General features: G+C 65.0%; 20 protein-coding genes. 6 read left to right on the top strand and 14 right to left on the bottom strand.

Annotation, left to right across the window (positions count from 1 at the left end; genetic code table 11):
• Positions 1–60 precede the first annotated feature (60 nt).
• Complete coding sequence (locus CLU86_RS17780) at positions 61–1,143, top strand: ankyrin repeat domain-containing protein (RefSeq protein WP_158236344.1); 1,083 nt, start codon at positions 61–63, stop codon at positions 1,141–1,143.
• A gap of 115 nt (positions 1,144–1,258) precedes the next feature.
• On the opposite strand, the gene CLU86_RS17775 is transcribed toward CLU86_RS17780, so the two are convergent.
• Positions 1,259–3,136, bottom strand: coding sequence for a radical SAM protein (locus tag CLU86_RS17775; protein ID WP_099742550.1), 1,878 nt, complete (start codon positions 3,134–3,136; stop codon positions 1,259–1,261).
• Positions 3,137–3,324: 188 nt separating this feature from the next.
• On the opposite strand from CLU86_RS17775, the gene CLU86_RS17770 reads away from it, so the two are divergent.
• Positions 3,325–4,311 (top strand): tripartite tricarboxylate transporter substrate binding protein, encoded by a 987-nt coding sequence (locus tag CLU86_RS17770; RefSeq protein WP_099742549.1) that lies wholly within the window; start codon positions 3,325–3,327, stop codon positions 4,309–4,311.
• A gap of 24 nt (positions 4,312–4,335) precedes the next feature.
• Here the strand turns inward: CLU86_RS17770 and CLU86_RS17765 are convergent, their stop codons facing one another.
• Positions 4,336–4,890 (bottom strand): gamma carbonic anhydrase family protein, encoded by a 555-nt coding sequence (locus CLU86_RS17765; RefSeq protein WP_099742548.1) that lies wholly within the window; start codon positions 4,888–4,890, stop codon positions 4,336–4,338.
• Between the two features lie 193 nt (positions 4,891–5,083).
• Positions 5,084–5,515 carry an ACT domain-containing protein gene (locus CLU86_RS17760; protein ID WP_099742547.1) on the bottom strand — a complete coding sequence of 144 codons (432 nt, stop codon included), beginning with the start codon at positions 5,513–5,515 and terminating at the stop codon, positions 5,084–5,086.
• A gap of 124 nt (positions 5,516–5,639) precedes the next feature.
• Between CLU86_RS17760 and argP the strand changes: the two genes are divergently transcribed.
• Entirely contained in the window at positions 5,640–6,536 is an 897-nt protein-coding gene (gene argP, locus CLU86_RS17755; RefSeq protein ID WP_099742546.1) for an HTH-type transcriptional regulator ArgP, read from the top strand.
• A gap of 186 nt (positions 6,537–6,722) precedes the next feature.
• On the opposite strand, the gene CLU86_RS17750 is transcribed toward argP, so the two are convergent.
• A complete protein-coding gene (locus tag CLU86_RS17750; RefSeq protein ID WP_099657258.1) occupies positions 6,723–7,364 on the bottom strand; it encodes a TetR/AcrR family transcriptional regulator in 642 nt (213 codons plus the stop codon).
• Between the two features lie 148 nt (positions 7,365–7,512).
• Between CLU86_RS17750 and CLU86_RS17745 the strand changes: the two genes are divergently transcribed.
• The gene (locus CLU86_RS17745; RefSeq protein ID WP_233195079.1) at positions 7,513–8,637 is read left to right on the top strand and encodes an MBL fold metallo-hydrolase; all 1,125 of its coding nucleotides are present in this window, start codon (positions 7,513–7,515) and stop codon (positions 8,635–8,637) included.
• A 64-nt stretch (positions 8,638–8,701) separates the two neighbouring features.
• Here the strand turns inward: CLU86_RS17745 and CLU86_RS17740 are convergent, their stop codons facing one another.
• Positions 8,702–10,180 (bottom strand): PLP-dependent aminotransferase family protein, encoded by a 1,479-nt coding sequence (locus tag CLU86_RS17740; RefSeq protein ID WP_233195077.1) that lies wholly within the window; start codon positions 10,178–10,180, stop codon positions 8,702–8,704.
• 76 nt (positions 10,181–10,256) lie between these two features.
• Here CLU86_RS17740 and CLU86_RS17735 point away from each other — a divergent pair, with 76 nt between their 5' ends.
• Together CLU86_RS17735 and CLU86_RS17730 are read left to right on the top strand one after the other, a co-directional pair.
• Positions 10,257–10,754, top strand: coding sequence for an OsmC family protein (locus tag CLU86_RS17735; RefSeq protein ID WP_099742543.1), 498 nt, complete (start codon positions 10,257–10,259; stop codon positions 10,752–10,754).
• A gap of 1 nt (position 10,755) precedes the next feature.
• Positions 10,756–11,391, top strand: a complete 636-nt coding sequence (locus CLU86_RS17730; RefSeq protein ID WP_099742542.1) for an FMN-binding negative transcriptional regulator — start codon at positions 10,756–10,758, stop codon at positions 11,389–11,391.
• A gap of 216 nt (positions 11,392–11,607) precedes the next feature.
• On the opposite strand, the gene CLU86_RS17725 is transcribed toward CLU86_RS17730, so the two are convergent.
• The 9 genes from CLU86_RS17725 to CLU86_RS17690 all read right to left on the bottom strand — a co-directional run bounded on the left by CLU86_RS17725 (position 11,608) and on the right by CLU86_RS17690 (position 23,316).
• Entirely contained in the window at positions 11,608–13,011 is a 1,404-nt protein-coding gene (locus tag CLU86_RS17725) for a homoserine dehydrogenase (RefSeq protein WP_099742541.1), read from the bottom strand.
• Positions 13,012–13,433: 422 nt separating this feature from the next.
• Entirely contained in the window at positions 13,434–13,694 is a 261-nt protein-coding gene (locus CLU86_RS17720; RefSeq protein WP_099742540.1) for an ATP-binding protein, read from the bottom strand.
• A gap of 156 nt (positions 13,695–13,850) precedes the next feature.
• Complete coding sequence (locus CLU86_RS17715) at positions 13,851–14,252, bottom strand: YkgJ family cysteine cluster protein (RefSeq protein ID WP_099742539.1); 402 nt, start codon at positions 14,250–14,252, stop codon at positions 13,851–13,853.
• Positions 14,253–14,494: 242 nt separating this feature from the next.
• Positions 14,495–15,679, bottom strand: coding sequence for a Wadjet anti-phage system protein JetD domain-containing protein (locus tag CLU86_RS17710; RefSeq protein ID WP_099742538.1), 1,185 nt, complete (start codon positions 15,677–15,679; stop codon positions 14,495–14,497).
• Positions 15,676–19,023 carry an ATP-binding protein gene (locus CLU86_RS17705; RefSeq protein WP_099742537.1) on the bottom strand — a complete coding sequence of 1,116 codons (3,348 nt, stop codon included), beginning with the start codon at positions 19,021–19,023 and terminating at the stop codon, positions 15,676–15,678. Before CLU86_RS17705 ends, CLU86_RS17710 begins: the two co-directional genes overlap by 4 nt.
• Positions 19,020–19,601 (bottom strand): DUF4194 domain-containing protein, encoded by a 582-nt coding sequence (locus CLU86_RS17700; RefSeq protein WP_199175143.1) that lies wholly within the window; start codon positions 19,599–19,601, stop codon positions 19,020–19,022. Before CLU86_RS17700 ends, CLU86_RS17705 begins: the two co-directional genes overlap by 4 nt.
• A 164-nt stretch (positions 19,602–19,765) precedes the next feature.
• Positions 19,766–21,262 (bottom strand): DUF3375 domain-containing protein, encoded by a 1,497-nt coding sequence (locus CLU86_RS17695; RefSeq protein ID WP_099742535.1) that lies wholly within the window; start codon positions 21,260–21,262, stop codon positions 19,766–19,768.
• Positions 21,263–21,301: 39 nt separating this feature from the next.
• Positions 21,302–21,883, bottom strand: a complete 582-nt coding sequence (locus tag CLU86_RS22675; RefSeq protein WP_143226730.1) for a hypothetical protein — start codon at positions 21,881–21,883, stop codon at positions 21,302–21,304.
• Complete coding sequence (locus CLU86_RS17690; protein WP_143226729.1) at positions 21,880–23,316, bottom strand: AAA family ATPase; 1,437 nt, start codon at positions 23,314–23,316, stop codon at positions 21,880–21,882. Before CLU86_RS17690 ends, CLU86_RS22675 begins: the two co-directional genes overlap by 4 nt.
• Between the last annotated feature and the right edge of the window lie 62 nt (positions 23,317–23,378).

The following is a 23,378-nucleotide window of genomic DNA, read 5'->3' as shown; positions in this document are numbered from 1 at the left end:
GCCACTGCAGGCTTCCTGACAGTCCAGCCCGTGCAAGCGCCTGCCCATCGACGAGGGAACATGGAATACACGACGCGATTCACCTTGGTTTGCCATCACATCGACGATGCCGATGCGCTGCATGCAGCGTTCAGCGCCCCGCCTGGCGAGGCGTTGGAGGACTCCATCAAGGCCTTCTTTGCCGCCCGCAAGGTGGCTATCTATCCGCCGGATGGCATGGGGTTCGACCATTGCGAGCGCGCAGGCCTGGTGATCGATGCGGCCTTCACCTCGGGCTCCACGCATGCCGACGAGTTCATTGGGCCGTTGTCGAGGGTGTGCCACGCGCTGCATGCCGACCTGCGGGACGACGAAATTGCGCGCACCATGGAATACGGCTTTGTGCATGGCAAGAAGAAGCCGCCTGCCGATGTGATGGCCCTGATGAAGACCTTGGCCCCTGTGGCGCAACTGGGGCGCGTGGGTCGCACCATTGCCGCAACGGACTGCGCAGAAAACGACCCCAGCGATGCGCTGACCGTGGCCATCGGCCTTGCCAAGAACGCCGCCACCGTGCAGGCCCTGCTGGAAAAAGGGGCCGATCCCAACAGCAAGCTGCCCTCTGGCACCTCGTGCCTGAACCGGGCGGTGACCAAGAAGAACGCCAAGATCGTCCAGCTGCTGTTGCAGCATGGTGCCGACCCCAACCTGCTGCACCGGGGCTATCCCAACCTGTATGAAGCCTGCCGCTTTTCGGCGCCCAAGATCGTGGATCTGCTGCTGCAGTACGGGGCGGACCCGAATGTGCGCAACAAAGACTTTTCAGAGCACAGCTACCCCATCGAGATCGCCATTTACTACCACCAGTCCAAGGCCGTGCGGTCGCTGTTGGCCAAGGGGGCCAAGACCACGGGCATGCCCAAGATGGGCAACCTGCTGGACTTGAACGCCGGGTATTTCCACGACAACCACAGTGGCCACCTGCTGGAAAAGCAGGCGATCTTTGAACTGCTGGTGCAAGACCCCGTGCACCAGGCCGACTTGGTGCAGCGGCGCGAGCACCTGGTGGGGCTGCTGCACAAAGGCTTTGAACCCATGGACAAGACGCCCAAGGACCGCGCGGACTTTGACGCCCTGCTGTCCTACATGGCCACGGTGCGATGACTGGAATGAGCGCGAGGCCTGCCCAGGGGCGTTTACCGGGGAGCACCCTGGCTTCGACGGGCTCAGCCTGAACGGATTTCGTTTGCCGACCGACAAGGTGCTGAGCCTCTGCGCTCTACCCCCGCTCGCGCAGTGCCCGCTCGATGCGGTCCCGCCGCACCGTTGTCTTGGGCACCTTGAAGGGGAACCAGCTGCGCACGTCTTCTTCCAGCCCGATGCCGTGCATGTAGTTGTAGATGGCCTTTTTGAGCGCGCTGCCCAGCGCGTCGTGGTCTACGCCCGTGGGGTCGATAAAGGCCACATCGTTCTTGGCAAAGTCGCCGGGTGGCAGCGGTGCCAGGGTCACGCCGTATTCCTCGGGGTTCTTGCCCACGGGTGAGTGCACGGTGCAGGCAAAGCGGTGAAAGAAGCCGCTTTGGATGCAGCCATTGGCAAACAACTGCCGCACGTACTCGAGCGCGTCCACGGTGTCCTGCACCGTCTGCGTCGGAAAGCCGTACATCAGGTACGCATGCACCAGGATGCCTGCATCGCTGAACGCCTTGGTCACCCGCGCCACCTGGTCCACCGACACGCCTTTTTTCATGAGTTGCAGCAGCCGGTCCGAAGCCACTTCGAGCCCGCCCGAGATCGCGATGCAGCCGCTGTCGGCCAGCAGCTCGGCCAGCTCGGGAGAGAAGGTTTTTTCAAACCGCACATTGCCCCACCAGCTGATGCCCGCGTTGCGCTCAATCAGCTCGGTGGCCAGCGCCTTGAGCGCCTTGGGGGGCGCAGCCTCGTCCACAAAGTGAAAGCCCGTCTGCCCCGTCTCGCGCACGATCTGCTCGATGCGGTCGGCCAGCACCCCAGCACTCGCGCCCTCGTAGCGGCTGATGTAGTCCAGGCTCACATCGCAAAAGCTGCACTTCTTCCAGTAGCAGCCGTGCGCCACCGTCAGCTTGTTCCAGCGCCCGTCGCTCCACAGGCGGTGCATGGGGTTGAGCATGTCCAGGAGCGACAGATAGCGGTCCAGCGGCAGGCCGTCCCAGGTGGGTGTGCCCACCTCGGCAAAGGCGATGTCGGCTTCCATCATGTTGATGTACTGCACCTGCCCTTCGTCGCTGCGCACAAAGGTGCGCACCAGCCGCTGGCGGCCGCGCTCGCCGCGCAGGTGTTCCAGCAGCGCCAGCAGCGGGCGCTCGCCCGCGTCCAGCGTCACGTAGTCAAAGTGGTCAAACACGCGCGGGTCGGCCAGCTCGCGCAGTTCGGTGTTCACAAAGCCGCCGCCCAGCACGGTGGCAATGTGCGGGTGCCGCGCCTTGATGGCCTGCGCAATGCGAAACGCCGCGTACACCGAGCCGGGGAAGGGCACCGACAGCAGCACCACGGTGGGCTGGTGGCGCGCGATGGCCTCGTGCGTGAGCTGTTCCAGCAACTCGTCCACCAGCGTGGGCGCGACCTGGGCTTTGGCCAGTGCCTGGGCCAGCGGGTCAAACGTGGGCTGGCTGCCCGCCAGCGATTCGGCGTAACGCACAAACTCAAAGCGCTCGTCCACCGCATCGCGCAGCACATCGGCCAGGTCGTTCAAATACAGCGTGGCCAGGTGCTTGGCCTTGTCCGTCAGGCCCAACGCGCCAAACGCCCAGCCCAGCGGGTCGCCGCCGTCATCGTCCACATACACGTCCAGCGTGGCAAAGCGCGGGCCCTCGGGCAAAAAATGCCGACCCACGATGCGGTGCGCCAGCGTGCTGTCGCGCCCCTGCAAGAAGGCAATCGCCGGGCCGATGGTGGCGAGGTAGCGGTCTTGCTGTGCGGCAAAGGACTGCACGGCGGGGCTGCGCTGCTTGGCGGGCAGGGCGTCCACCTTGGCGGCCACGGCGCGCAGCCCTTGGGGCGAGAGCAGGCGCAGCACCAGCGCCAGCGCCAGGTCTTCCTGGAAGGCCGTGACCCCCCGCGAGCGCAGAAAGCCGGTGAGGTAAGCGGTGGAGGGATAAGGCGTGTTCAGCTGCGTCATCGGGGGGATGACGGAGAGGACGCGCTGGCTGGATGGGGGAGTGGCGGGGGGCTGAGACACCCGTGGATTATCGAGGCTGGTGCTTTCCGCTGGCTTCGCCGGGCTTTTGCATCTATCGATATGCCCATCGTGCCTAAGGCAATGCCTATCATCGGCCGCTCTTCAATCAGGCCATAGGGCGGTGTGTGATGCGTGTGCGGTTTTTCTTGTGGATGTTGGGTGCGGGCGTCTTGGGCTCTGGCGCGGTGATGGGCCCCGCTGTGGCGTGGGCGCAGGCCTATCCCACCCGACCGATCACGCTGGTGGTGCCCTACCCTCCTGGAGGAAGCAGTGACACCATCGGGCGCGCTGTGGCCCCCAAGCTGGCCGAGAAGCTGGGGCAGCCCGTGGTGATCGACAACCGCCCCGGTGGCGGTACTTCGGTGGCGGCAGGGTATGTGGCCCGCTCTGCGCCCGATGGCTACACGCTGCTGATTGGCTCGGGCTCCATGCTCACGCTCAATCCCGCAGTGCGCAAGGATTTGCCATTCGATTCGGTCAAGAGCTTTGAGCAAATCGGGCTGCTGAGCCGCGCTGGCATGGTGTTGCTGGCGTCGCAAGCGGCCCCGTTTTCCACCTTGGCCCAACTGCAGGCGGCGGCCAAGAAGACCCCAGGGGGTTTGGCCTATGCCTCGTTCGGTGCAGGCACCAGTTCCCATTTCGCGGCAGAAATGGCGTGGTACGCCATGGGCGTGCAAGCCCTGCATGTTCCCTACAAAGGCAGTGCCCCTATGTTGACCGACCTGATTGGCGGGCAACTGCCGCTGGCCATGGACACCGTGGTGACGGCAGTGCCGCAGATTCGCGCGGGCAAGGTCAAAGCCATTGCCGTGGCGTCGCCCAAGCGCTTGAGCAGCCTGCCCAATGTGCCTACGTTTGCCGAAGCCGGTTTTGCCGACGTGGTGCTGGAGTCCTGGGGCACCATCATGGCGCCGCGTGGCCTGCCCCGGCCTGTGCACGCCAAGCTGGAGAAGGCGCTCATGGAGACCATGGCCGATGCCGGGGTGCGCAAGGCACTGGCTGAGCAAGGTGTGGAAGCAGTGGTGGGCACCAGCGCGCAGGCCGATGCACTGCTGGAAAAAGAGCTGCCATTGATGCGCGCCGTGGCGGCGCGCGCCCGCATGACCGCCGACTGACTGCTGGCGGTGCCTTGCTGCAGGCTAGGCGTGCACAGGCGCTGGTTTGGGTGGGGCCAGGTAGTTGTTCTTCACCCGCACATAGTGCTCGGCCGAATACTTGAGGTACGCGATCTCGGCGTCGGTCAGCGCCCGCTGGCGCACCGCCGGGCGGCCGATGTAGAGGTAGCCGCTTTCCAGCACCTTGCCGGGCGAGACCAGGCTGCCAGCGCCCAGCATCACGCGGTTTTCGATCACGGCGTCGTCCATCACGATGGAGCCCATGCCGATGAGGCATTCGTTGCCAATGCGGCAGCCGTGCAGGATGACCGAGTGGCCCACGGTGACGTAGTCGCCAATCACCAGTGGCGATCCTTCGGGTTTGCTGGCATTGCGGTGCGAGACATGGCCCATGGTCAGGTCTTGCACGTTGCTGCAGCGGCCCACGGTGATGCGGTTCACATCGCCGCGCAGCACGGCGTTGCACCACACCGAGCTGTCGTCGCCCAGTTGCACATCGCCAATCACTTGCGCACTGGCGTGGATGAAAACACCCGTGCCGAGAACGGGGGCGCTATCGAGGTAAGGGGACGTGGGCATGACTGGGCGTGGCGAAGGTGGAATGGGTCGAAGTGTTCCTGCGTCTGCCGCAGGGGCTTGGGGGGCGACCATCATCCCATGACCGCAAGACTGTGGTGATGGGCGGGGTGCCATGCTGGGCTGCTGCGCCACAAGCCATCGTGGCCCAACCGCCAAATAGGGTGCACGGCGGACCGCCCCAGTGCGCGGACGTTCAGCCAACCGCTGGCAGCACTGTGTGGCCTGCGGCGGCCAGCAGCGCGCAGGCGCGCTCGCTGTCCGTCCTGGACACCAGCAGGTGGTCCCCGTCGAAAGTGGAGACGATGAAGATGCCGATGCCGTTCTCCGACAGTGGGCGGATCACCGACAGAACGATGCCTGTTTCGCCAAAGGCGAAAGGGCCTACAAAGCGGAATGCCACCCAGTCCCGGTCAGCCTGCACGCTGTCGGGGACACGCGCCTGAAGGCAGGTGATGGACAGCTCCTCGCTGCTGCGGGAGATGGAAACGAACCCTTCACCATCGGCCCATGGCGGTATGGCCTCTTGGGGCGCGAGGCGGGCAATGGCATAGAGCGAAGGCAGGGCTTGGAGCGTGATGTTGCGGGCGCTGGCCGAAGGAGAAGCGTTGGCGGGTGTGGCGGTCATAAGTGGGTGAACCAGAAGATCCAAGAAGATCCTCAAATTGTGGAGGCCGCGCCGCCAATGTTCACCAAAGTTTGGAAAATCTCGGCTTGGCTGAGAATTTCTTAACTTTGGACGCTAAAGGTCTATGGCACTCGATTCCAAACAATGTGAGGCATTCCTGGCCGTGGTGGAGTCGGGCAGTTTTGAGCAGGCTGCGGTGGCGCTGCACATCACGCCTTCGGCCGTGTCTTTGCGCGTGCGGGGTCTGGAGGAGCGGCTTGGCCAGCCACTGATCGTGCGCGGTCGGCCCAGCCGTGCCACCCATGTGGGGCGGCAGCTTTTGCAGCACCTGCAACGCGCCCGTGTGATGGAACATGACCTGCTGGCGGGGATCATGGGCAGTGAGGGGGGCGGAGATGCGTTTTTCCCCATCACACTTGCGGTCAACGCTGACTCGCTCGCTACCTGGTTGCTGCCGACGCTGTCGGCTGTGGTGCAGCGTGAGCGCATTGCCATCGAGCTTTTGGTGGATGACCAAGAGCACACGCATGCGCTGCTGGAGACGGGGGTGGCCCATGCCTGCGTATCGGCCCAGCCGCATGCCATGCGTGGGTGCATGGCCGAGCCATTGGGGCGCATGCGCTACCGGCTGGTGGCCACACCCGCGTTTGCCGCGCAGTGGTTCGGCCCACGTGGGATCACGCGGACCTCGGCGCGCCGGGCACCCGCTGTGGTGTTCAATCGCAAGGACTCGCTGCACGCCAATGCGTTGCTCAATGCGTTTGGTCTGCAGGGTAACGCCTATGTGAGCCACTACGTGCCTGCATCCGAGGCTTTTATTGCGGCGATCCGGTTAGGGCTGGGCTACGGGATGGTGCCTGAGCTGCAGATCGGAGATGCCATTGAGCGCGGTGAGCTGGCGGATGTCATGCCCGAAGCCGCGACAGAGGTTGCCCTGTACTGGCATGGCTGGGCGCAGCAGCCGCCGCGACTGGAGCGCCTTGCTCAGCGGGTGATGCAGGCCGCCCGGCAGCTGCTCTAGGGATCCTCTGCACAAATCACCGCGCCGTGTGCATCTGCGGCCTCGGGCGGTCTGCCGCGTTGCAAATGCTCGCAATAGCTACTGCTATTGCTGCGCTTTGCGCCTTGCAGCCCATCCCGATCCGCAGCGCACACTTGGCCAGCTCGATTCGTGCAGAGGATCCCTAGCTGGCCCGCAGGCGGTGGTTCAGGCCCTGGCGTTCGGTGCCGGTGGGGCATACAGCCCCAAAAACATGTCCACCGCGTCGCCCATCACCTGCGCCTGCTGTGCGGGTGTGAGGGGCGGCTGGCCCATGGCCAGCTGGGGCCAGAAGGCAAAGGCCTTGATCATGCCCTGCAGCAAGTTGGCGGCGTAGGCCACATCCATACCGGGGCGCAGGCGCCCGTCTTGCTGGGCGGCGCGCAGCCAGCGCGGCAGGCCTTCCTCTTTGGCCGAGAGCTTGGTGGCGATGGCGCGTGCGCGCTCGGGCGTGTGCATCATGTCGGCCATGGCCACGCGGCTGAGGTCAATGAAGCTGGCGTCGTCCAGCAGGCGCATCTTGTGGCCCAGCAGCTCCAGCAGCTGGCCCCGCAGCGGCTGGTGGGGGTTGTAGACCAGCTCCTCGGGCGAGCGGCTGCGCTCCCACATCAGCATCAGGATGGCCTCGAACAGGTCTTCCTTGCTGGGGAAGTGGTTGTACACCGTGCGTTTGGAGACCTCGGCCGCTGCGGCCACGCGGTCCATGCTGGTGCCGTTGAAGCCGTGCTGGCGAAACTCCTCAATGGCGGCTTGCACGATGGCATCGCGCTTGCGGTCCGTCAGGCGGGTGGGGGAAGGCTGGGCACTCATGGGGGAAATTTTACACCGTGCAGTTTACTTTTCTTAAAACTAAACTACACTGTGCAGTGCACATTTGTAAAACCACCGGAATTTGCCCATGCCCCGCCGTCTTTCCCGGGTCTGGACCATTGCCACAGTCTTGATCGGAGCCCTTGCCATGGCCGTTGTCACGTCGTCCTGCACCACCTTCCCTGCCACCACGCACACCGAAAACGCGCTGCAAGAGGGCGGCAAGTACCGCAATGCCAAGCCGCGCCAGTCGCTGGGGGCCGCCAAGACAGCCAAGGTGCTGTGGAACTTTGCGACGGGCAAAGACGCCGACACCGTGCCCCGGGCCCCCATCCCCGTGCACCCGGTGCTGCGCACCGACCTGCTGGCTGCGCCCGATGGCAGCCTGTGGCGCCTGGGGCACTCCACCATGCTGCTGAAGGTGGGCGGGCAGTTCTGGCTGACGGACCCGGTGTTTTCCGAGCGCGCCTCGCCTTTCCAGTTCATGGGCCCCAAGCGCTTTCACGCCCCGCCCATCAGCATTGACGAGCTGCCCCCCATCGAAGGCGTGGTGCTGTCGCACGACCATTACGACCACCTGGACTACAGCGCCATCCAGAAGCTGGCACCCAAGGTCGCGAACTTCATCACCCCACTGGGCGTGGGCGACCGGCTCATCGACTGGGGCGTGCCTGCGGCCAAGGTGCAGCAGCTCGATTGGTGGCAGAGCACCACCGTGGGCGCGCTGGAGCTGACGGCCACACCCGCCCAGCACTTCTCAGGCCGTGGCCTGACGGACAGCGACCGCACGCTGTGGGCATCGTGGGTGCTGCGCGTGGTGGGGTCGGGCGATGGGGGCGAATCCGCTTCCAACGGCTTGCGCGTGTTTTTCAGCGGCGACTCCGGTTACTTCGACGGCTTCAAAGCCATTGGCGAGCGCTTTGGCCCGTTTGATTTGACGATGGTGGAAACCGGGGCCTACAACAAGGACTGGCCCGACGTGCACATGCAGCCCGAAGAAAGCCTGCAGGCCCACCTGGACCTGAAGGGCCGCTACCTCATGCCCATCCACAACGGCACGTTCGACCTGTCGCTGCACCCCTGGACCGAGCCCTTCGAGCGCATCACCGCCCTGGCCGAAACCGCCCAAGTGCCCCTGGTGGCGCCGGTGATGGGCGAGCGCATTGACCTGCGCCAACCGGCCTTGTCGCGCCACTGGTGGCGCAGCGTGCAGGCCACGCAGCCCAGCGCAGCGCAGGCCCCAGCGCTGGTGGCCCCGGCGTCTGGAGTCTAGGGGCTCATCAAAGCGCGTATCCGGCTGGGTGGTTTTGCAGGCGTCTTTTGAACAGGCGCTGAGACTACCGCCCTGCCAGCGCGCCCACCACACGCGCCGCCGTGCGGATTTCTTCGTCCCCATAGCCCGCGTAGCCCAGCAGCCAGCCGCGCCGGGGCGAGTTGAGGGCGTAGCGCGAGAGCGGGGCCAGCATCACGCCCGCAGCCTGGGCGCTGCGGGCCAGGGGCTCGTCATCGCTGCCTGTGGGCGCTTCGTGCAGCAGGTGCATGCCCCGGTCGCATGGGGGCAGTTGCCAGTGGCCGCCGCTGGCTTCGGCCAGGGTGTCAATCAGCAGCTGCTGGCGGTGCAGGTACAGCTCGCGCATGCGGCGCAGGTGGCGCAGCAGGTGCCCTTCGGCAATGAAGCGGGCCAGCACGGCCTGCGTGTCGCCCGGCGCGTGCCGGTCGGTGATGGCGCGGGCCATGGCAAACGCCTCGACCAGCGCGGGCGGCACCACCACAAAGCCCAGGCGCAGGCCCGGGTGCAGGGTTTTAGAAAACGTGCCCACGTACAGCACCCGCGCCGACCCCGGCAGGCTGCACAGCGCAGGCACGCGCTGGGCGGCGTTGCCGTACTGGAACTCGCCGTCGTAGTCGTCTTCCACCACCCAGGCATCGTGCTCGCGCGCCCATTGCAACAGGGCCTGGCGGCGCGGCAAATCCATGCGCACACCAGTCGGGAACTGGTGCGTGGGCGTCACCACCGCCATGCGCGCAGCGGGCCACTGCGCAGCGCCCTGGGCAATGCACAGGCCGCTGGTATCCAGCGGCACGGGCCGTGCCAGGGCGCCGTGGCCCAGCAGGCTGGCGCGGATGCCGGGGTAGCCAGGGTCTTCCACCAGCACCTCGTCGCCCACGTCCAGCAGCAGGCGCGCAATCAAATCAATGCCCTGCTGTGAGCCCGAGCACACCACCACCTGCGCCGCATCGCAGCGGATGCCGCGCGACGCCCACAGCCACTGCGCCACGGCCTGGCGCAGGTCGGGGTCGCCTGCCGGGTCCAGGTAGTGGGCGCGGGCGGCGCGCTGGGCCTGGCTGGCCTGGCGCGCCAGGCGGTCCCACACGGCAAACGGAAAGCTCGCTACCTCGGGCGCACCAATGCGAAACGCCCTGGCTGCCACCAGCGGCGGGCGCCAGCGTGCCGCCGTGTCGGCCACCAGCTGCCCGCGCCGCGACAGGCCCCGGGGGGGCGCCACCAACGCCGGTGCATGCAGTGGTGCACTGGAAGGCGCACCGGCACCGTGCTTGGCCAGGGCCTGCGCCACATAGGTGCCATCGCCCACGCGGGCTTCGACATAGCCCTCGGCCAGCAGGCGCTGCACGGCCCACAGCACCGTGTTGCGCGACACCCCCAGCAGCCCCGCATGCGCACGCGAAGGAGGCAGCCGCATGCCCGCAGGCCAGCGGCCCTGCTCAATGGCGCTGCGCAACTGCGCATACACCTGCTGGCGCAAGGTGGCCGACGAAGGCGTTGCGCTGGGTGGATTGGCTCTGGCAATGGACACGAATTGGCTCCTTGTGAATGCGCTATGGCGCCTAAACTGAAGAACCATTGTAAAAACCCTCGCTGGAACTTCACCCATGGCCGCACCGCACACCGCCACCGTCGTCTGGACCCGTGGCACCGATGACTTTCTGGACAAGCGCTACCACCGCAGCCACCAGTGGCAGTTTGATGGCGGTGCCACCGTAGCGGCGTCGTCGTCGCCGCATGTGGTGCCCCTGCCCTACTCGGATGCTGCAGCGGTGGACCCCGAAGAGGCCTACATCGCAGCCCTGGCCAGCTGCCACATGCTGTGGTTCTTGGACATTGCCAGCCGCGCGGGCTGGCGCGTGAACCGCTACACCGACGCCGCCGCAGGCACCATGGCCAAAGATGCCGAAGGCCGCCTGGTGGTGAGCCACGTGCAATTGCACCCTGTCACGGTGTTTGACGCTGCCCATGCGCCCACCGCCGCCGTGCTGGCCGACTTGCACCACCAGGCGCATGCGGCCTGCTTTTTGGCCAACTCGGTCAAGACGCAGATCGACTGTGCGCCGGTGCTGGAAGTGGAAGCCACTGCAAGGCAAGGAGCCTGACATGGCGAACGCGAACCGCCAGTTTCACGTGACCGATGCCCCCACCCTGCACGCGCTGGTGCGCGCGCAACCCTTGGCCACGTTGGTGATGGCGCATGCCGGGGCCCTGCACGCCAACCACGTGCCTTTGTTTCTGGACCCCACCCGTGGCCCGCATGGCACGCTGGTGGGCCATGTGGCGCGGGCCAATGGCTTGTGGCCGCTGCTGCCGCAGCAGGCCGTGGCCATCTTCCACGGGCCGCAGGCGTACATCTCGCCGTCGTGGTACCCGTCCAAAGCGGTGGATGGCAAGCAGGTGCCCACCTGGAACTACGCCGCCGTGCACGCCCATGGCGCGCTCACGGCGGTGGACGACCCCGCCCGCCTGCGCGCCCTGCTGCACACCCTGAGCGAGCAGCACGAAGCCCACCGTCCCCACCCATGGCGCATCGACGATGCCCCGCCCGACTATATCGACAAGCTGCTGCGCGCCATCGTCGGCATCGAGCTGGAGGTGCAACGCTGGGAAGGCCTGTGGAAGGTGAGCCAGAACCGCACCGACGAAGACCGCGCGGGCGTGGTGCAAGGCCTGCTGGCCGAAGGCACCCCAGCGGCCGAGGACATGGCGGCGCTGGTGCTGGGGCGGCTGATGGGGTGAGGCGCAGAGCCCATCGCCGCAAATTGCTATTAAATATATAGCTGCTAGCGCTTGTCAATCAAGCGCTAGGGTCATATTTGATTCAAAGTTTCAGCCGCGCCTCTTCACCCAGGCGGGGCTTGCCCATGCCTGGATGCGCCGTGTGGGCTGCGCTTCAACAGGCTTGGGGCGACGAGGGATGGGGCGCCAAGCAGCGCCCCGCAACCCCCAGGGCCATCACCCTTCCAGTACTTCCACCCGCAGCGTCACCACCGGCCCGGCCACGGCCGGGTGGTCCGCCAGCGCGTGCACGGCCAGGTCCACCGTGGCTTGGGTTGCGGCGTCGGTCAGCACCAGCACCTGGGGCCCGCTGCCTGCGGGCAGTGCCTTCTCGCAGGCCAGCTCCACACGCTGCACGGGCACCTGCTGCGCCGCCAGCCAGGCGCCCACGGCCTCCACCTGCTGGGCGGTGTGCACCGGCACGCGCAGGTAGTGGCGGGTGTGCACGGCAGCGCGGGGCAGCACGGCCAGTTGCTCGTTCATCGCCTGGGGATGAAAGCCCAGGTGCGGCACACGCTGCGGTGCCCGGGTGCCCTCCAGGCGCGCCACGTCCACCAGGTCGGCAATCACTGCCGATGCGGTTTGTTCAGACCCGGCCCCCGCGCCGTAGAACATCGTCACCCCCGCCGCATCGCCCTTGACCATCACCGCGTTCATCGAGCCGTTCACATGCGCCAGCAAATGCGTGGCGGGCACCAGGGCAGGCTGCACGCGCAGCTCCACACCATCCACCTCCGCACCCGCTGCCGCGTCTTTGCGCCGCCGGGCTACGCCCAGCAGCTTGATGCGATAGCCCAGCTGCTCAGCACAGGCCACGTCCAGCCCCTGCAGGCGGGTGATGCCCTCCACCTGCGCATCGGCAAAGCGCACGGGCATGCCAAACGCATTGGCCGCCAGCAGCGTGATCTTGTGGGCCGCATCGATGCCCTCGATGTCAAACGTCGGGTCCGCCTCGGCATAGCCCAGCGCCTGCGCTTGCGATAGCGCCTCGGCAAAGCCCAGCCCCTCATCGCGCATCTTGCTCAGGATGAAATTCGTGGTGCCGTTGATGATGCCCGCCACCCACTCGATGCGGTTGGCCGTCAGCCCCTCGCGCAGCGCTTTGACGATGGGGATGCTCACAGCCACCGCACCCTCGTACGCCACGGCCACACCGTGCTGGCGCGCGGCGGCAAAGATCTCGTTGCCATGCACGGCCAGCAGCGCTTTGTTGGCCGTGACCACATGCTTGCCCGCACGGATGGCGGCCAGCACCCATTCCCGCGCCGGGCCGGTGCCGCCTGCGGCCTCCACCAGCACATCCACATCGGGGTGGGTGGCGACCTGCATCGGGTCGTTGGTCAGCGCCACATCGGTGCCCACCACGCTCATCGCCCGCGCCAGGCTGCGCGCGCACACCATCACCAGCTTGATGCCCCGCCCGGCGCGGCCCGCAATCTCGGCCTGGTTGCGCGCCAGCACCCTGAAGGTGCCAGCCCCCACGGTGCCAATCCCGATCATGCCCACGCGCAGTGGGCGTGTGGCCACCGCAACGGCGGGGCTGGACTGGGGCTCAAGACTCTGGACAGGATCGCGGTACATCGGCTTCTCCAAACATCAAACGAACAAACAAAAAAACCCAGCTGCCAGAGCTGGGTTTCGTGCATTCGTCTTGGAAGAGAAGAGAGAGCGATCACCAGGTGGCTGCCGAAACGGCCACCTGCGCTGCGCTCAGGTGGCCGCGGTGGTAATGGTGATCATCATTCGTGCACCCATCGCCCGCGTAAACGCAGGCAGCATCATGCCCATGCACGCAAAGGCTGCGGCAGGTGCGATGACGGAGGATGGAGTGAATGACATGACCGGTGCAGTGTAGCGCACAGCCCGGCGCGTGGCCAACGCGCACTGCGCGGGCTGTCTGGCCATGCATCGCTTTCTCTTCCCATTGCAGAAAGCGTTGCTACGTTATCTGTAGCTGCCAGCGCTTGTTAGATAAGCGCGAGCGACCATTTGGCCATTTCTATTCAAAGATAAGGCACCGCAGGCCGCCCGGTGCGCACCATTGCAATCGCATCAAACGGGCAGCGCACGGCGCACAGTGCACAGCCCGTGCAGCCCGCCGCATCGTCGAGGTGAGAGCGCTTGGGGCCCCAGGCTTTGGGCTCAGCCCCCGTGCCCTGCGCCTGCACTTGCAGCGACAGCACATGTGGCGCGCACACCGCCACGCACCAGCCGCAGCCCGTGCAGCGGGCGGGGTCAATGGCGGGCAGGGCTTTGGCAGGCATGGGGTGCAAAGAACCTTATCAACGGCGTGGCGCCGCCGTGCGGGTGGGGCGGCATTGGGGCATCTGCCACCGGGGGGCCAAGGCCCCCTTCATCGGCGCCAGCGGCGATGGGGGCAGCACCGCCAGCAGCCATGTTCCCGCCCCGGCGCAGCGCCGTCAACCGCCCTGGCGCCCGTAGGCGCAATACCCCGGCTTGGGGCTCTTCTTTTGCGGGTGCAGGCGGCAGGTCTCGGGCCGCTGGTCGTACACCGTGCACAGGCGGGTTTTGGGGTCGAGAAAGTTGCAGTCCCCACTGCCCCGCCGCGCCATGGTGAACACCACGTTCTTGTGGTTGAAGTGGTCAATCAGCCGCGCCTTCTGCAGCCGCTTGGCAATGTGCCGGGGCTCCTCATGCTCGGCCTCAAATGCATCCACCAGCCCCAGCCGAACAAGGTCCGATAGTTGCACCTCCAGCGGCATGGTGCAGCAGTTGGCCGCACAGGTCTCGCACAGGCCCGCGCGGTAGCGGGACCAGGTGTCTAGGCGGTCAACGTCGACGATGGAGATGGGGGAGCGCATGGGGGTGAGATTGTGCCTGGGACGGGCATGAACCCATTGAACCGTTCACGCTGAGCTTGTCGAAGCGCGGCGCAGGGCTTCGACAAGCTCAGCCCGAACGGATATTTCCAGTTCAAAGAGGGCGACTCAGAGTTGGCTCACAAAACTCAGCGAAGCGACCCTGGCTAGGCGTTCCGCCGCAGGCAGCACAAGGAGTACGACAAGGCGGGACACTAACGCCAGTGGAGTTTTGTGAGCCGCTCTCAATCACCTCCATCCACCCAGGCCTGCACTGCGTGGTGCACCGCGTCTGTGGGCAAAAATTCCTGCTCCAGCCGCCCTTTGTCCTGCGTGCGCAGGTGCGCGGTCAGCGTGGCCTGTGGGGGAGGGAGGGCGCCGGGGATGGGCTCGGGTGCGTGCACGGGCTCAGTCACGGCCAGATTCTGGTGGGCGCTGAAGGTGGCTGCGTCCATCAGCAGTGGCCGCAGGTGCGGCACATGGCTGCAGGCCATGGCCAGCATGTGCAAACCCCAGGTGTCCAGGTCGCCCCAATAGGCCACGGTGCGCTCTTGCAACCATGGCGCGGCCAGCCAGCCCAGGTTCAGCCCCGCGCCCAGCACGGCAATGGTGTCTGCCACGGGCTGCGGCAATTGGTGCAGGCTGCGCTCGTTTTCCACCAGCAGGATGCGGCCAGCGGGCAGCGGCGTGGTCAGCAGCTCGCTGGCGCGCACGCGCTGTCGGGCAAAGGGCAGCAGGCCCGGGGCCAGCGGGGCGATGAGCAGCCAGTGGTCGTCCTCCGGCAGCGCGCCCAAAAAGCCCACCAGCCCCTGGCGGCTGGCCTCGCCGTCAAAGCGCTCGTCCAGCAGGGCGGTGAGTAAGCTGGCGTGGCGCTCGAAGAATTTGCTGTCGTTGCCCTGAACGGCCAGTGCGCGCAGGGGTTTGCCTTGGGCGCAGCCGGGCTCCAGTTGCAGCGCCATGCCTGCGGCGGCGATGACGGCCTCTGTGGGCGTGTCGCGCCACTGCACCAGGCGGCGCACCAACAGGCGCTGAAAGCTGGGGCGCTCTACCCCCGCGATGAGGGTGCCGAGCCGGGCGTAGTCGCTTTTGACTTGTGCATGTCCCGGCACCTTGAAGTGGCTGAGGGCCGCTACACATTGCGAGGGCTTGGCCAGCTGCCAGTGTGTGGGCACGGCGATGGCGTCGCTGCTGCCGCGGTAGCGACGCTCTTGCCATTGCACGCTGCCCAGGCCGTGCTGCTCCACTGCACGCCACTGTTGCAAATGGCTGCGCAGCGCGGCGGCGTCACCCATGAAAACGGCGGCGTCGGGCTGGCCGATGGAAAGCGTCAGGGGCCATGCCGCGCCACCGCCTAAAAGCTGCCGCTCACGCCAGTCGGCGCTGTTCCATTGCTGGGCCAGTTTGGCCGCCAGGGCTTGGGGAGACTTCATGCGGGTGGTGCATCGTCCTGCGCATCGCCCGCCCCCGTTGAAACGGGCGCCGCAGGCGACTCAAGGGGTGCTTTTCTGAATGCATCAATCTCCTCCCAGCGCAGCGATGCCAGCGTGGCCTGTGCGCCGCGCCGGTGCACCACCACGGCGCTGCGCGTGTGGTTGCGCAGCAGGCGCACTTCCTTGTTGGGGGTGACGAACAGCGCGTGCAGGCCAAACTCGCGCAGCGCCTGGATGATGCGCGCGGCCACGGCCTGCGAGCTTTTGGAGAAGGCTTCGTCCAGCACGATGGTGCCAAACACCGGGCGGCTGGCGCCATCGGGGCACAGCGCGTAGCTCAGCGATGCGGTGAGCACGTAGCTGGCGATGATCTCTTTTTCGCCCCCGCTGCCGCCTTGCGAGCCGGTGCGCCGCTCCAGCATCTGGCCGCTGCTGCGGTCGAGCACCAGCACGGCAAATTGCAGGCGGTAGCGGGCGTCCAGCAGTGCTTGCGCGGCCTTGTTGCGGCGGTTGCTGGCATGGGTTTGCAGCATTTCCACGATGGCGCGCAGCGCACGGTAGTGGCTTTGGCCGCCATCGTCGCGCAGGCTCTCGGTGCGCAACTGGGCCTGCGCGCGGTTCAGTTCTTGCAGGCTTTGGTGCACGACGGCGCGGGGCTCCAGCTGCAGGTAGCGGCCGGGCTGAAAGTCCACGCGCTTGAGTGTGTCGTTGAGCTGGGCCATGCGCTCTTCAATGTCGGCCACCTGTGCGGCGATGCCGTTGAGCAAGGTGTCCACGCCCTGCTGCGAGGTGTTGTTGAGGTATTCCTGAAACCGCTGGCGCTTGTGCGGCAGGGCCTCTTCCTCCAGCACCTGCAGGCGCTGCAGGTAGTGGGGCAGCGCGTCCACCTCTTGCGCATGGTCGGCCAGCGCTCCCCGGTCTTCGGCCTTGGCCTTGCCCATCTGGCGCACGATGTCGGTGTGCAGGGTGTTCAGCTTTTTGCTGGCCTCAGCGGCTTTGGCTTGCACGGCAGTGCCTGCGTCGCGCTCTTGGGCTTCGAGGTTGTCGCCATCGAGCGGGGGCAGGCGGTGCCCGGCGCTGGCCAGCCTTGCCGCAAAGTCCGCGTCGATCACTGCCGCGCCTGCGCTGCGTGCCAGGTAAGCGCTGTGCTTCTTTTGCGCAGCGGCCCGCAAGGTGTCGTCCTGCGTCTGCGCCGTTTGCATATCGCGCAGTTGGCCCTCGACAGCGCTGGTTTGCTCTTGCGCTTCGTCCCAGCGCTTGCGGGCCAGTGCGGTGTCTGATTCGGGGTGCAGCAGCGCCTGCAGTTGCTGCGTTTTGTGCTGCAACTGTGCATCGGCGGCCGTGGTGTCCAGTTCTTCACGGCGCAGCGCTTGCAGTGCCATCCACAGCTGGCGCTGCTCTTGCGCCTGGCGTTGGGCGGCCAGTATTTTGGTCTTTTCGGCCTCCAGCGCTTGATATTCAAGCGCTAGCTGCTCCTTTTGTTGTAGCAAATGCGCCAGCCGGTCGCGGTTGTCAAACCCCGTCATCCAGTCTTGGTCCAGCCGCTTTTGGTCCTGCTTGTCGAAGTGGCCGGACTGGCTGGACATCAGCCCCTGCACCGTCATGGCGTGGGGCGTGCGCTCCAGGGTTTGTACATCGGGCACGCAGTGGCGGTCCAGGCCGTGCAGCAATTGGCGCAGCGTGTTCAGGTGCGCGGCGGGGGCGGCGGGCTTCAGGTTGAGCTTGCGCGCAAAGCCATCGGCAAGGAACGTTGCGGGCGTGGTATCACGTACTTCCAGCAGGCGCACATGCAGCCGGTTGTGCCGCTGGTTCACCCATTGCAGCGCGGTGTGCATGGCCGCCTGGGGCACCAAGATGCGCAGGCGGTGGCTGCCCAGCGCACGCTCAATGGCACCGCGCCACGCCTGCTCGGCTTTGCGCACTTCGACCAGCTCGGCAGCAAAGGGCAAGTCGCTTTCTGGCAAGCCCAGGTGGTCAGTCAGCTCCGTGCGAAAGCGCTGAAACTCCATCGGCAGGTTCGAGCCGGGGCGCTGGCGCACGGCGTCGTATTCGGTCTGGGTCTCGGTCAGGTGCTTGTGGGCGTTGTGGGCTTGGGCAATGGCGTCTTCAGCGCTGGCCTGCAGCTCGGCCTGGCGTGCGTCCATCTGCTCCATCGCCGCCTTGGCTTGGGCCTGGTGGTGGCCCAACTCTTCGGCACCCGCATGCTCTCCCAGCCCCAGGTTGCGCACCAGCGTTTGGTATTGCGCCAGTTGGGCCTCTATGCGCGCCAGCTCCTTGCGTGCATGCTGGATGTTCTCTTGCAGCGATTCGATGCTGGCACCACCCGCTTGCAGGTACAAGCCGTGCAAGTCCTGCTCGTGCTTGCGTGCGGTGTCGACCTGCTCTTGGGCTGACTGCAATGCCGCACCCCGCGCCGCAATCTGCGCTTGCAACTGCGCCACGCGCTGACCCCACCATTGCGCGCCTTGCTCTGCAAACCAGTGGGGAAGTTGCTGCTGCAGCGCCTGCAGGTTCGCTAGATGCTGGGCCTGCTGCTGCTCGCGTGCGGCCAAGTCGCGCAGGGGCAGCAGCGACACATACTGCGCGTTCGCCAGCTCCAGATCGGCGTGGATGGAGGCCAGCTCGGCAAACCCATCGACCACCTTCTGCGCATCGTCAAAGGCCGAGTGATCGTCCAGCACCAGCTCCCGAAAAATCTCGTCAATGCTGTTGAGCTGCTTGAGGCCCGCCGCACGGTTGAGCAGCGTGAAGGCGTTGGGCCCCACCTCAAAAAAGCTGTGCAGCTTGGCCAGGTACGCCGTTTTGTTGTTGACGAACATCTGCAGGCCGTCGCTGTCCTTGGTCAGGCGCGTCAGTGCCTTGGCACCGCCGCTGTGCTGCTCTTCCAGCCACAGGTCCAGGCTGTGCTCCGGCCCCTGCGCAAAGAACCAGCGCTTTTGCATATCGGCGGCCGACTGGCTGCTACCGTCAAACCACAGCAGCGCCCCCAGCCAGACGGTTTCCGGTCCCGCTGTGCCCCCGCGCACCAGCCGCGCAGCCACGCCCGTGGTGCAGCGCCCGGCGCGTGCAATGTGGTCGCCGCTGTCGTTGCCCTGGCCGCTGGCACCGCGCACATAGCTCACCAAATCGCGGTCGCTCTCGTGCCCGCCAGTCGATGCCAGGTTGTAGCGTGGGCTGGCGCACAGCAGCGTCATCAGCGCATCGACCAGCGTGGTCTTGCCGCTGCCCGTGGGGCCGATGATCGCGCTGTTGCCGGGGTCGATGGCGACTTGGTGGCGGCCCGCAAACGCGCCCCAGTTGTACAGGTGCAGCTCTTGCAGGATGAAGGAGGCATCGGCGCTCATGGCGTGTCCTCTGGCTTGGCTGCACCGCCTTGTTCCGCCACCTCACGCAGGCGCAGCAGCAGCGTTTGCAGGTTCTCGGGGTTGAGCAGGTGTACGATCATGGGGCGGATGGTGATGCAGTCTTGCGCATCTACCTCCGTCACCATGCCGTGCGTGCGCAGGTTCTCCAGCAACTGGCCCAGGCGCTTGCGCTCTTGCATGTCGCTGCCCGTGGCCCCGAGGTAGGTTTCTAGCTGCGGCAGCAAGCTGTCCACGGTCACGCGCACCACCGCGCCAACGCCGCTTTCCTGTTCGCGCTGCAAGAACTCGCGCCGCAACAAGGCCAGCAGCAACGACTGCTCCAGCGTCAGCCGCTGGCGCTTCATCAGCGGGTGCGTCCAGTCGTCCTGCTCGCTCTCATCGGTGTCGTCGCCCGCATAGTCGGGCACCACGGCCAAAAAGGCCAGGCCGCGCACGTCGTCCACCACCACGCGCAAGTCCAGCGGCTCCAGCAGCGCATCAAGCAGTGTCGTTTGCGCTGCAATCAGGCTGAACAGCTTGGGTTTGGTCGCAGATTCGAGCCAGCCATGGGCCAACAAAAACTGTAGCGCCTGGCGCACTTTGGGCGGGGTTTTTGAAGGGTTTTGTGCCGAAAGTGGTCTATCAGCAAGCGCTGGCAGCTCCTCTTTTGATAGTGATTGCGGTGCCTGCTGGTCCACTGCCTGGGCAGCCATGCGGTCAAAAATATCCGGCCCTTGCTCCATCACAGCTCCCACTCTCTGTGCGCCAGTTGCGCACTATCCAGCGCCACCTTCGGCACCGTAAAGCGCCAGTGCTCGTCGCCATCGTGCGTGTCGATGTGCTCCTCGCCAGGCTGCAGCTCTATCCCTGCCTCTCGCGCCATGGCCAGCCACAGCGCAAAGGTCTCCAGGTCATGCTCGCCCGGTGGCAGTGCGGCGGCCAACTCGGCCAAGGTCATGGGCTGGCCCTGGTCCGCCAGCGTTTGCAAGGTGCGCTGCACCAGTGCGTCGCGGTCCAGCCCTTCAAACGCCTGCCAGAACTCGCTGTCCATCTGGCCCAGGTTGGCGTATTCGGTGGTCAGCAGCAGTGCGGCCTGCTCGCCGCCGTCCAGCGATTTGGTGCGCAGGCGCTCCACCAGCGGCACGCTGCCCAGGGCCACGCCCAGTGGCGGCAGCGGCGCGCTTTGGCGGCGCACGGCCTGGCGTTGCCAGTCAATGCGCAGGGCCTGCTCCAGCACGTCGTTGAGCAACTGGCCCACGCGCTGGTTCTCGGCCGCCTGCCCGGTCTTCATGAACTGGCTGACCTCGCGCTCGCTGCGCGCGCGCACGGCCTGCACGACCTTGGCTTCTTTGATGAGTTGCTGCACCAGCAGACGCAGCGTGCTGTGCTGCAGGCCATCCAGCGCCTTGTCCGCAGCAGGATGCTCCAGGATCTGGCGGATGCGCTGGCGCATCTCGGTCAACTCGGTCTGGTGCGATAGCTGCTGGTGAAAGCTGTCGAACACACGGCCCTCTTGCGTGTTGAGCAAGTTGGCGTGGCCGTCCAGCAGCTGGTCCATCACTGCGCCCCGGTGGTGGCGGGCGCTGATGATCGCCTCGCGCAGCGCACGGTCGGCCTCGCGCCACGAATCTTCCACCCGTCGAAAGTCGGCCCTCAGACTGACTGACAGCGCATACACTTCCCGAATGCCTTCCACGGCCTGCTCGGGTGTCAACTCAGCGATGCGCCCTGCCTGCACATCATCGAGCTGCTGCTGCAGGTCAGCGATGCGGCGCTGCAAATGCTCGGCGCGGCTTTGCGGGTCGGGGTTGAGCGCGGCGGCCAGGTTGTCAATCTCGCGCTGCACCACCGCCAAGCGCGACGCGGTGGAGGTCATCATGCGCCCGTCGAGCTGCGCAATGAAGCGCAGCGCGGTCTTGAGCGCATCGGTCTCAAACACCCGCCCCTCGCGCTCCACCACCAGCCCGCGCCGTATCCACTCACGTACCTCGCGCCGGGCTTGGCTCAGCGTGTCGGTGCTGTCGATTTCAAAGTCCACCTCATTGGCATGCACCGCCAACATGTCCGCCAGTGCCTGCACTGCGGCATCGAACGGCACGCCATCGCGCTGGTGCTCGAACAGCGCATCCAGGCAGCTCAATACCAGCGGTGCCCGCCGCGATGCCAGCAGCAGCCACGCCGGGTGCTGCTGGCGGGCGGCGATGTATTTGTGGGTGCGCTGCTGGTTGAGGGTGGGCATACCGTGCGTTGGCGTTACCTTGCGAACAGGCGCAGCAGTTCAGCAGGAGCCTGGTGCACCCGGTATCTTTTGAACCAAATCAGCAATCGACACCCTGGGATGATTTTCCAGAACAAAACAGGGGTAACCACCGCCGTGTGTTGATGGAATGGGGGCAGGAAGCTCTGCAGATCGCGTTGTGCTGCCTTTGCGAACCTGCTTACGAGGCTTGAGGCTCACTACTCCGAAGAACTTGCACGGGCCGCCTGCCGAATGTCCGTGAAAGCTCAGTAGTTGGCGTACCCAGGCTGAAAACAATCTACCAGACTCGATTTGTCGTAGTGCATCACCCGTTTGACCTCGCGAGGTTTTCATTTCAACCGCTACGACGTAGGCGTCCTTCCCCACTATGGCCACAATGATCGCATCGTTGACGGATTTCACGCCCTTCAGTGCGGTGGAGAAGAATGGAAAAACATCTTCTCCGCCTTGATCCAGTGTGAAAGCGTGCGATTTACCTCCTGAAATCTCGAACCTACTGTTGCCTGCCCTAGCTTCCTCAACAATCCAGTAGCTGCCAGCCCTATTGAGCGCAAATCTCGGGGGGATCAACTGCTCAAATGCAGCCACCAACGCGCTCATTCGTTTACCCCAGTGTCTTGTGCTTGTTGGTAGGCGTAGTAAATGCCATCACTGGTGTCATTCAGGCTGTGGATTTGCTCGTCAAAGGTTTCTGCAGCGATGCCTTCGATGTCATCAAGGTCCATAGACTGGATCGCACGGTCGTGGAACAACCAAGCAGAGACTTGGTCTGGCTTGAGCAACTCTTCGGTTTTGTAGCCATACCGCTGCATGAGTTCGGTCTGCACGGTACTTGGGCGCGACAGCATGATGAGCGAATTGATTTCTCGCACCAGATAGTCGCTGTGGGTGCTTGCGACCACACGTAAATCTGAATTCACCAACCGTGCAATCAAGCGTGCCATGAGCCGCTGGTTGGCGGGATGCAAGTTCAATTCGGGTTCATCGATCATCAGCACATCGCCAGGCTGTGCGTCGTACTCAAGGTACGCCCAGAGCCCAAACAAACTCTTGACCGTTGACGAGGTCAAATGCAGATCGAGTTTCGGTGGGGTGTTGGCATCGCCCCTCTTGGCTTTGTACGGCGTGAAGCTGATGTCACCTTCAGCGTCCACCTCATAGCGCCCGCCGATGATCTTTTTGATCTCCTCGGCCAAGTCGTGAAATGGCCCTTTCTTCTTTTTGCGGATCTCCGGCAGGTCGTTGAGCCAATCAATGTAGTCAGCGATGGGCTGGGCGTACCGAGACGCCATGACATCCTGGATCAGTTCACCAATGTTGATGTCCTTGTCTTTCTTGGATGCGTGATGCAGCAATGCGGAACGGCGGCTTGCTAGCTCGCGCGAAAAAAGGTGCAGGCCGTTGCGCTCAGCAGGCATCAAGAACACATTGCGCCGAGGCGGATTGCCAATCAAATGCCTTGCAATCGCCTCGGAGAGGAAGTCTTCAACCCCGGGAAAAGGGGATAGCTGAACCAACTGGACTTCGCTTTCTCCCGCCCCTTTGGTCATCCGCAAGACTTGGTTCTTTTCGCGGCCTAACACCAAATTGACATCCAGAGGCCGCGCAATGGCCTGAGCCGTCAGCTCTGCTATATCCACTTCCCAATCAAAGCGACTGCCCTTGAAGAAATCCGGCGCACTGTTAAAGACCCTGGGGAGGCTGCGCTCAATCGCCTGGTCGATGGCCTTCGAGAGCTTTTTGCCATGCTCACGGGCCCATGCAGACAAGTCCCACTTGGCCTGACCCTCGCGTTCCAACTCTTTGGCAAGAACGTCCATGCCTGGCAAGTTGCGCAAGCGCAGTCCCGTGAGGAATGCATACAGAGCGTACATCACCCATGTTTTGCCAGTATTGTTCTGGCCGCAAACCAAAGTCAGCGGCTTGAACTCAATGACTCCTGCCTCTTCTTGGAGGCATCCTAATTTGGATGGCTTAAAGCGCCAGCTGACCAATTCCAGGCGCTGCGTTGTCATGGACTCGTTCGTTGTCATGCTGTGGCCTTCAAAATCAAGCTCAGACCCCAATGCCTAAACCAGCACTGACTTAGCAAAGT

The sequence above is a fragment of the Acidovorax sp. 62 genome (assembly GCF_002754495.1).
Lineage (GTDB): Bacteria > Pseudomonadota > Gammaproteobacteria > Burkholderiales > Burkholderiaceae_C > Acidovorax.
Note: the sequence above shows the minus strand (reverse complement) of the source record. Positions and strands in the feature narration are given on the sequence as shown.

Coding starts and splice junctions, on each gene's coding strand:
- CLU86_RS17780 (WP_158236344.1), top strand. CDS start 61: ATGGAATACACGACGCGATTCACCTTGGTTTGCCATCACATCGACGAT.
- CLU86_RS17775 (WP_099742550.1), bottom strand. CDS start 3,136: ATGACGCAGCTGAACACGCCTTATCCCTCCACCGCTTACCTCACCGGC.
- CLU86_RS17770 (WP_099742549.1), top strand. CDS start 3,325: ATGCGTGTGCGGTTTTTCTTGTGGATGTTGGGTGCGGGCGTCTTGGGC.
- CLU86_RS17765 (WP_099742548.1), bottom strand. CDS start 4,890: ATGCCCACGTCCCCTTACCTCGATAGCGCCCCCGTTCTCGGCACGGGT.
- CLU86_RS17760 (WP_099742547.1), bottom strand. CDS start 5,515: ATGACCGCCACACCCGCCAACGCTTCTCCTTCGGCCAGCGCCCGCAAC.
- argP (WP_099742546.1), top strand. CDS start 5,640: ATGGCACTCGATTCCAAACAATGTGAGGCATTCCTGGCCGTGGTGGAG.
- CLU86_RS17750 (WP_099657258.1), bottom strand. CDS start 7,364: ATGAGTGCCCAGCCTTCCCCCACCCGCCTGACGGACCGCAAGCGCGAT.
- CLU86_RS17745 (WP_233195079.1), top strand. CDS start 7,513: ATGGCCGTTGTCACGTCGTCCTGCACCACCTTCCCTGCCACCACGCAC.
- CLU86_RS17735 (WP_099742543.1), top strand. CDS start 10,257: ATGGCCGCACCGCACACCGCCACCGTCGTCTGGACCCGTGGCACCGAT.
- CLU86_RS17730 (WP_099742542.1), top strand. CDS start 10,756: ATGGCGAACGCGAACCGCCAGTTTCACGTGACCGATGCCCCCACCCTG.
- CLU86_RS17725 (WP_099742541.1), bottom strand. CDS start 13,011: ATGTACCGCGATCCTGTCCAGAGTCTTGAGCCCCAGTCCAGCCCCGCC.
- CLU86_RS17720 (WP_099742540.1), bottom strand. CDS start 13,694: ATGCCTGCCAAAGCCCTGCCCGCCATTGACCCCGCCCGCTGCACGGGC.
- CLU86_RS17715 (WP_099742539.1), bottom strand. CDS start 14,252: ATGCGCTCCCCCATCTCCATCGTCGACGTTGACCGCCTAGACACCTGG.
- CLU86_RS17710 (WP_099742538.1), bottom strand. CDS start 15,679: ATGAAGTCTCCCCAAGCCCTGGCGGCCAAACTGGCCCAGCAATGGAAC.
- CLU86_RS17705 (WP_099742537.1), bottom strand. CDS start 19,023: ATGAGCGCCGATGCCTCCTTCATCCTGCAAGAGCTGCACCTGTACAAC.
- CLU86_RS17695 (WP_099742535.1), bottom strand. CDS start 21,262: ATGCCCACCCTCAACCAGCAGCGCACCCACAAATACATCGCCGCCCGC.
- CLU86_RS22675 (WP_143226730.1), bottom strand. CDS start 21,883: ATGAGCGCGTTGGTGGCTGCATTTGAGCAGTTGATCCCCCCGAGATTT.
- CLU86_RS17690 (WP_143226729.1), bottom strand. CDS start 23,316: ATGACAACGAACGAGTCCATGACAACGCAGCGCCTGGAATTGGTCAGC.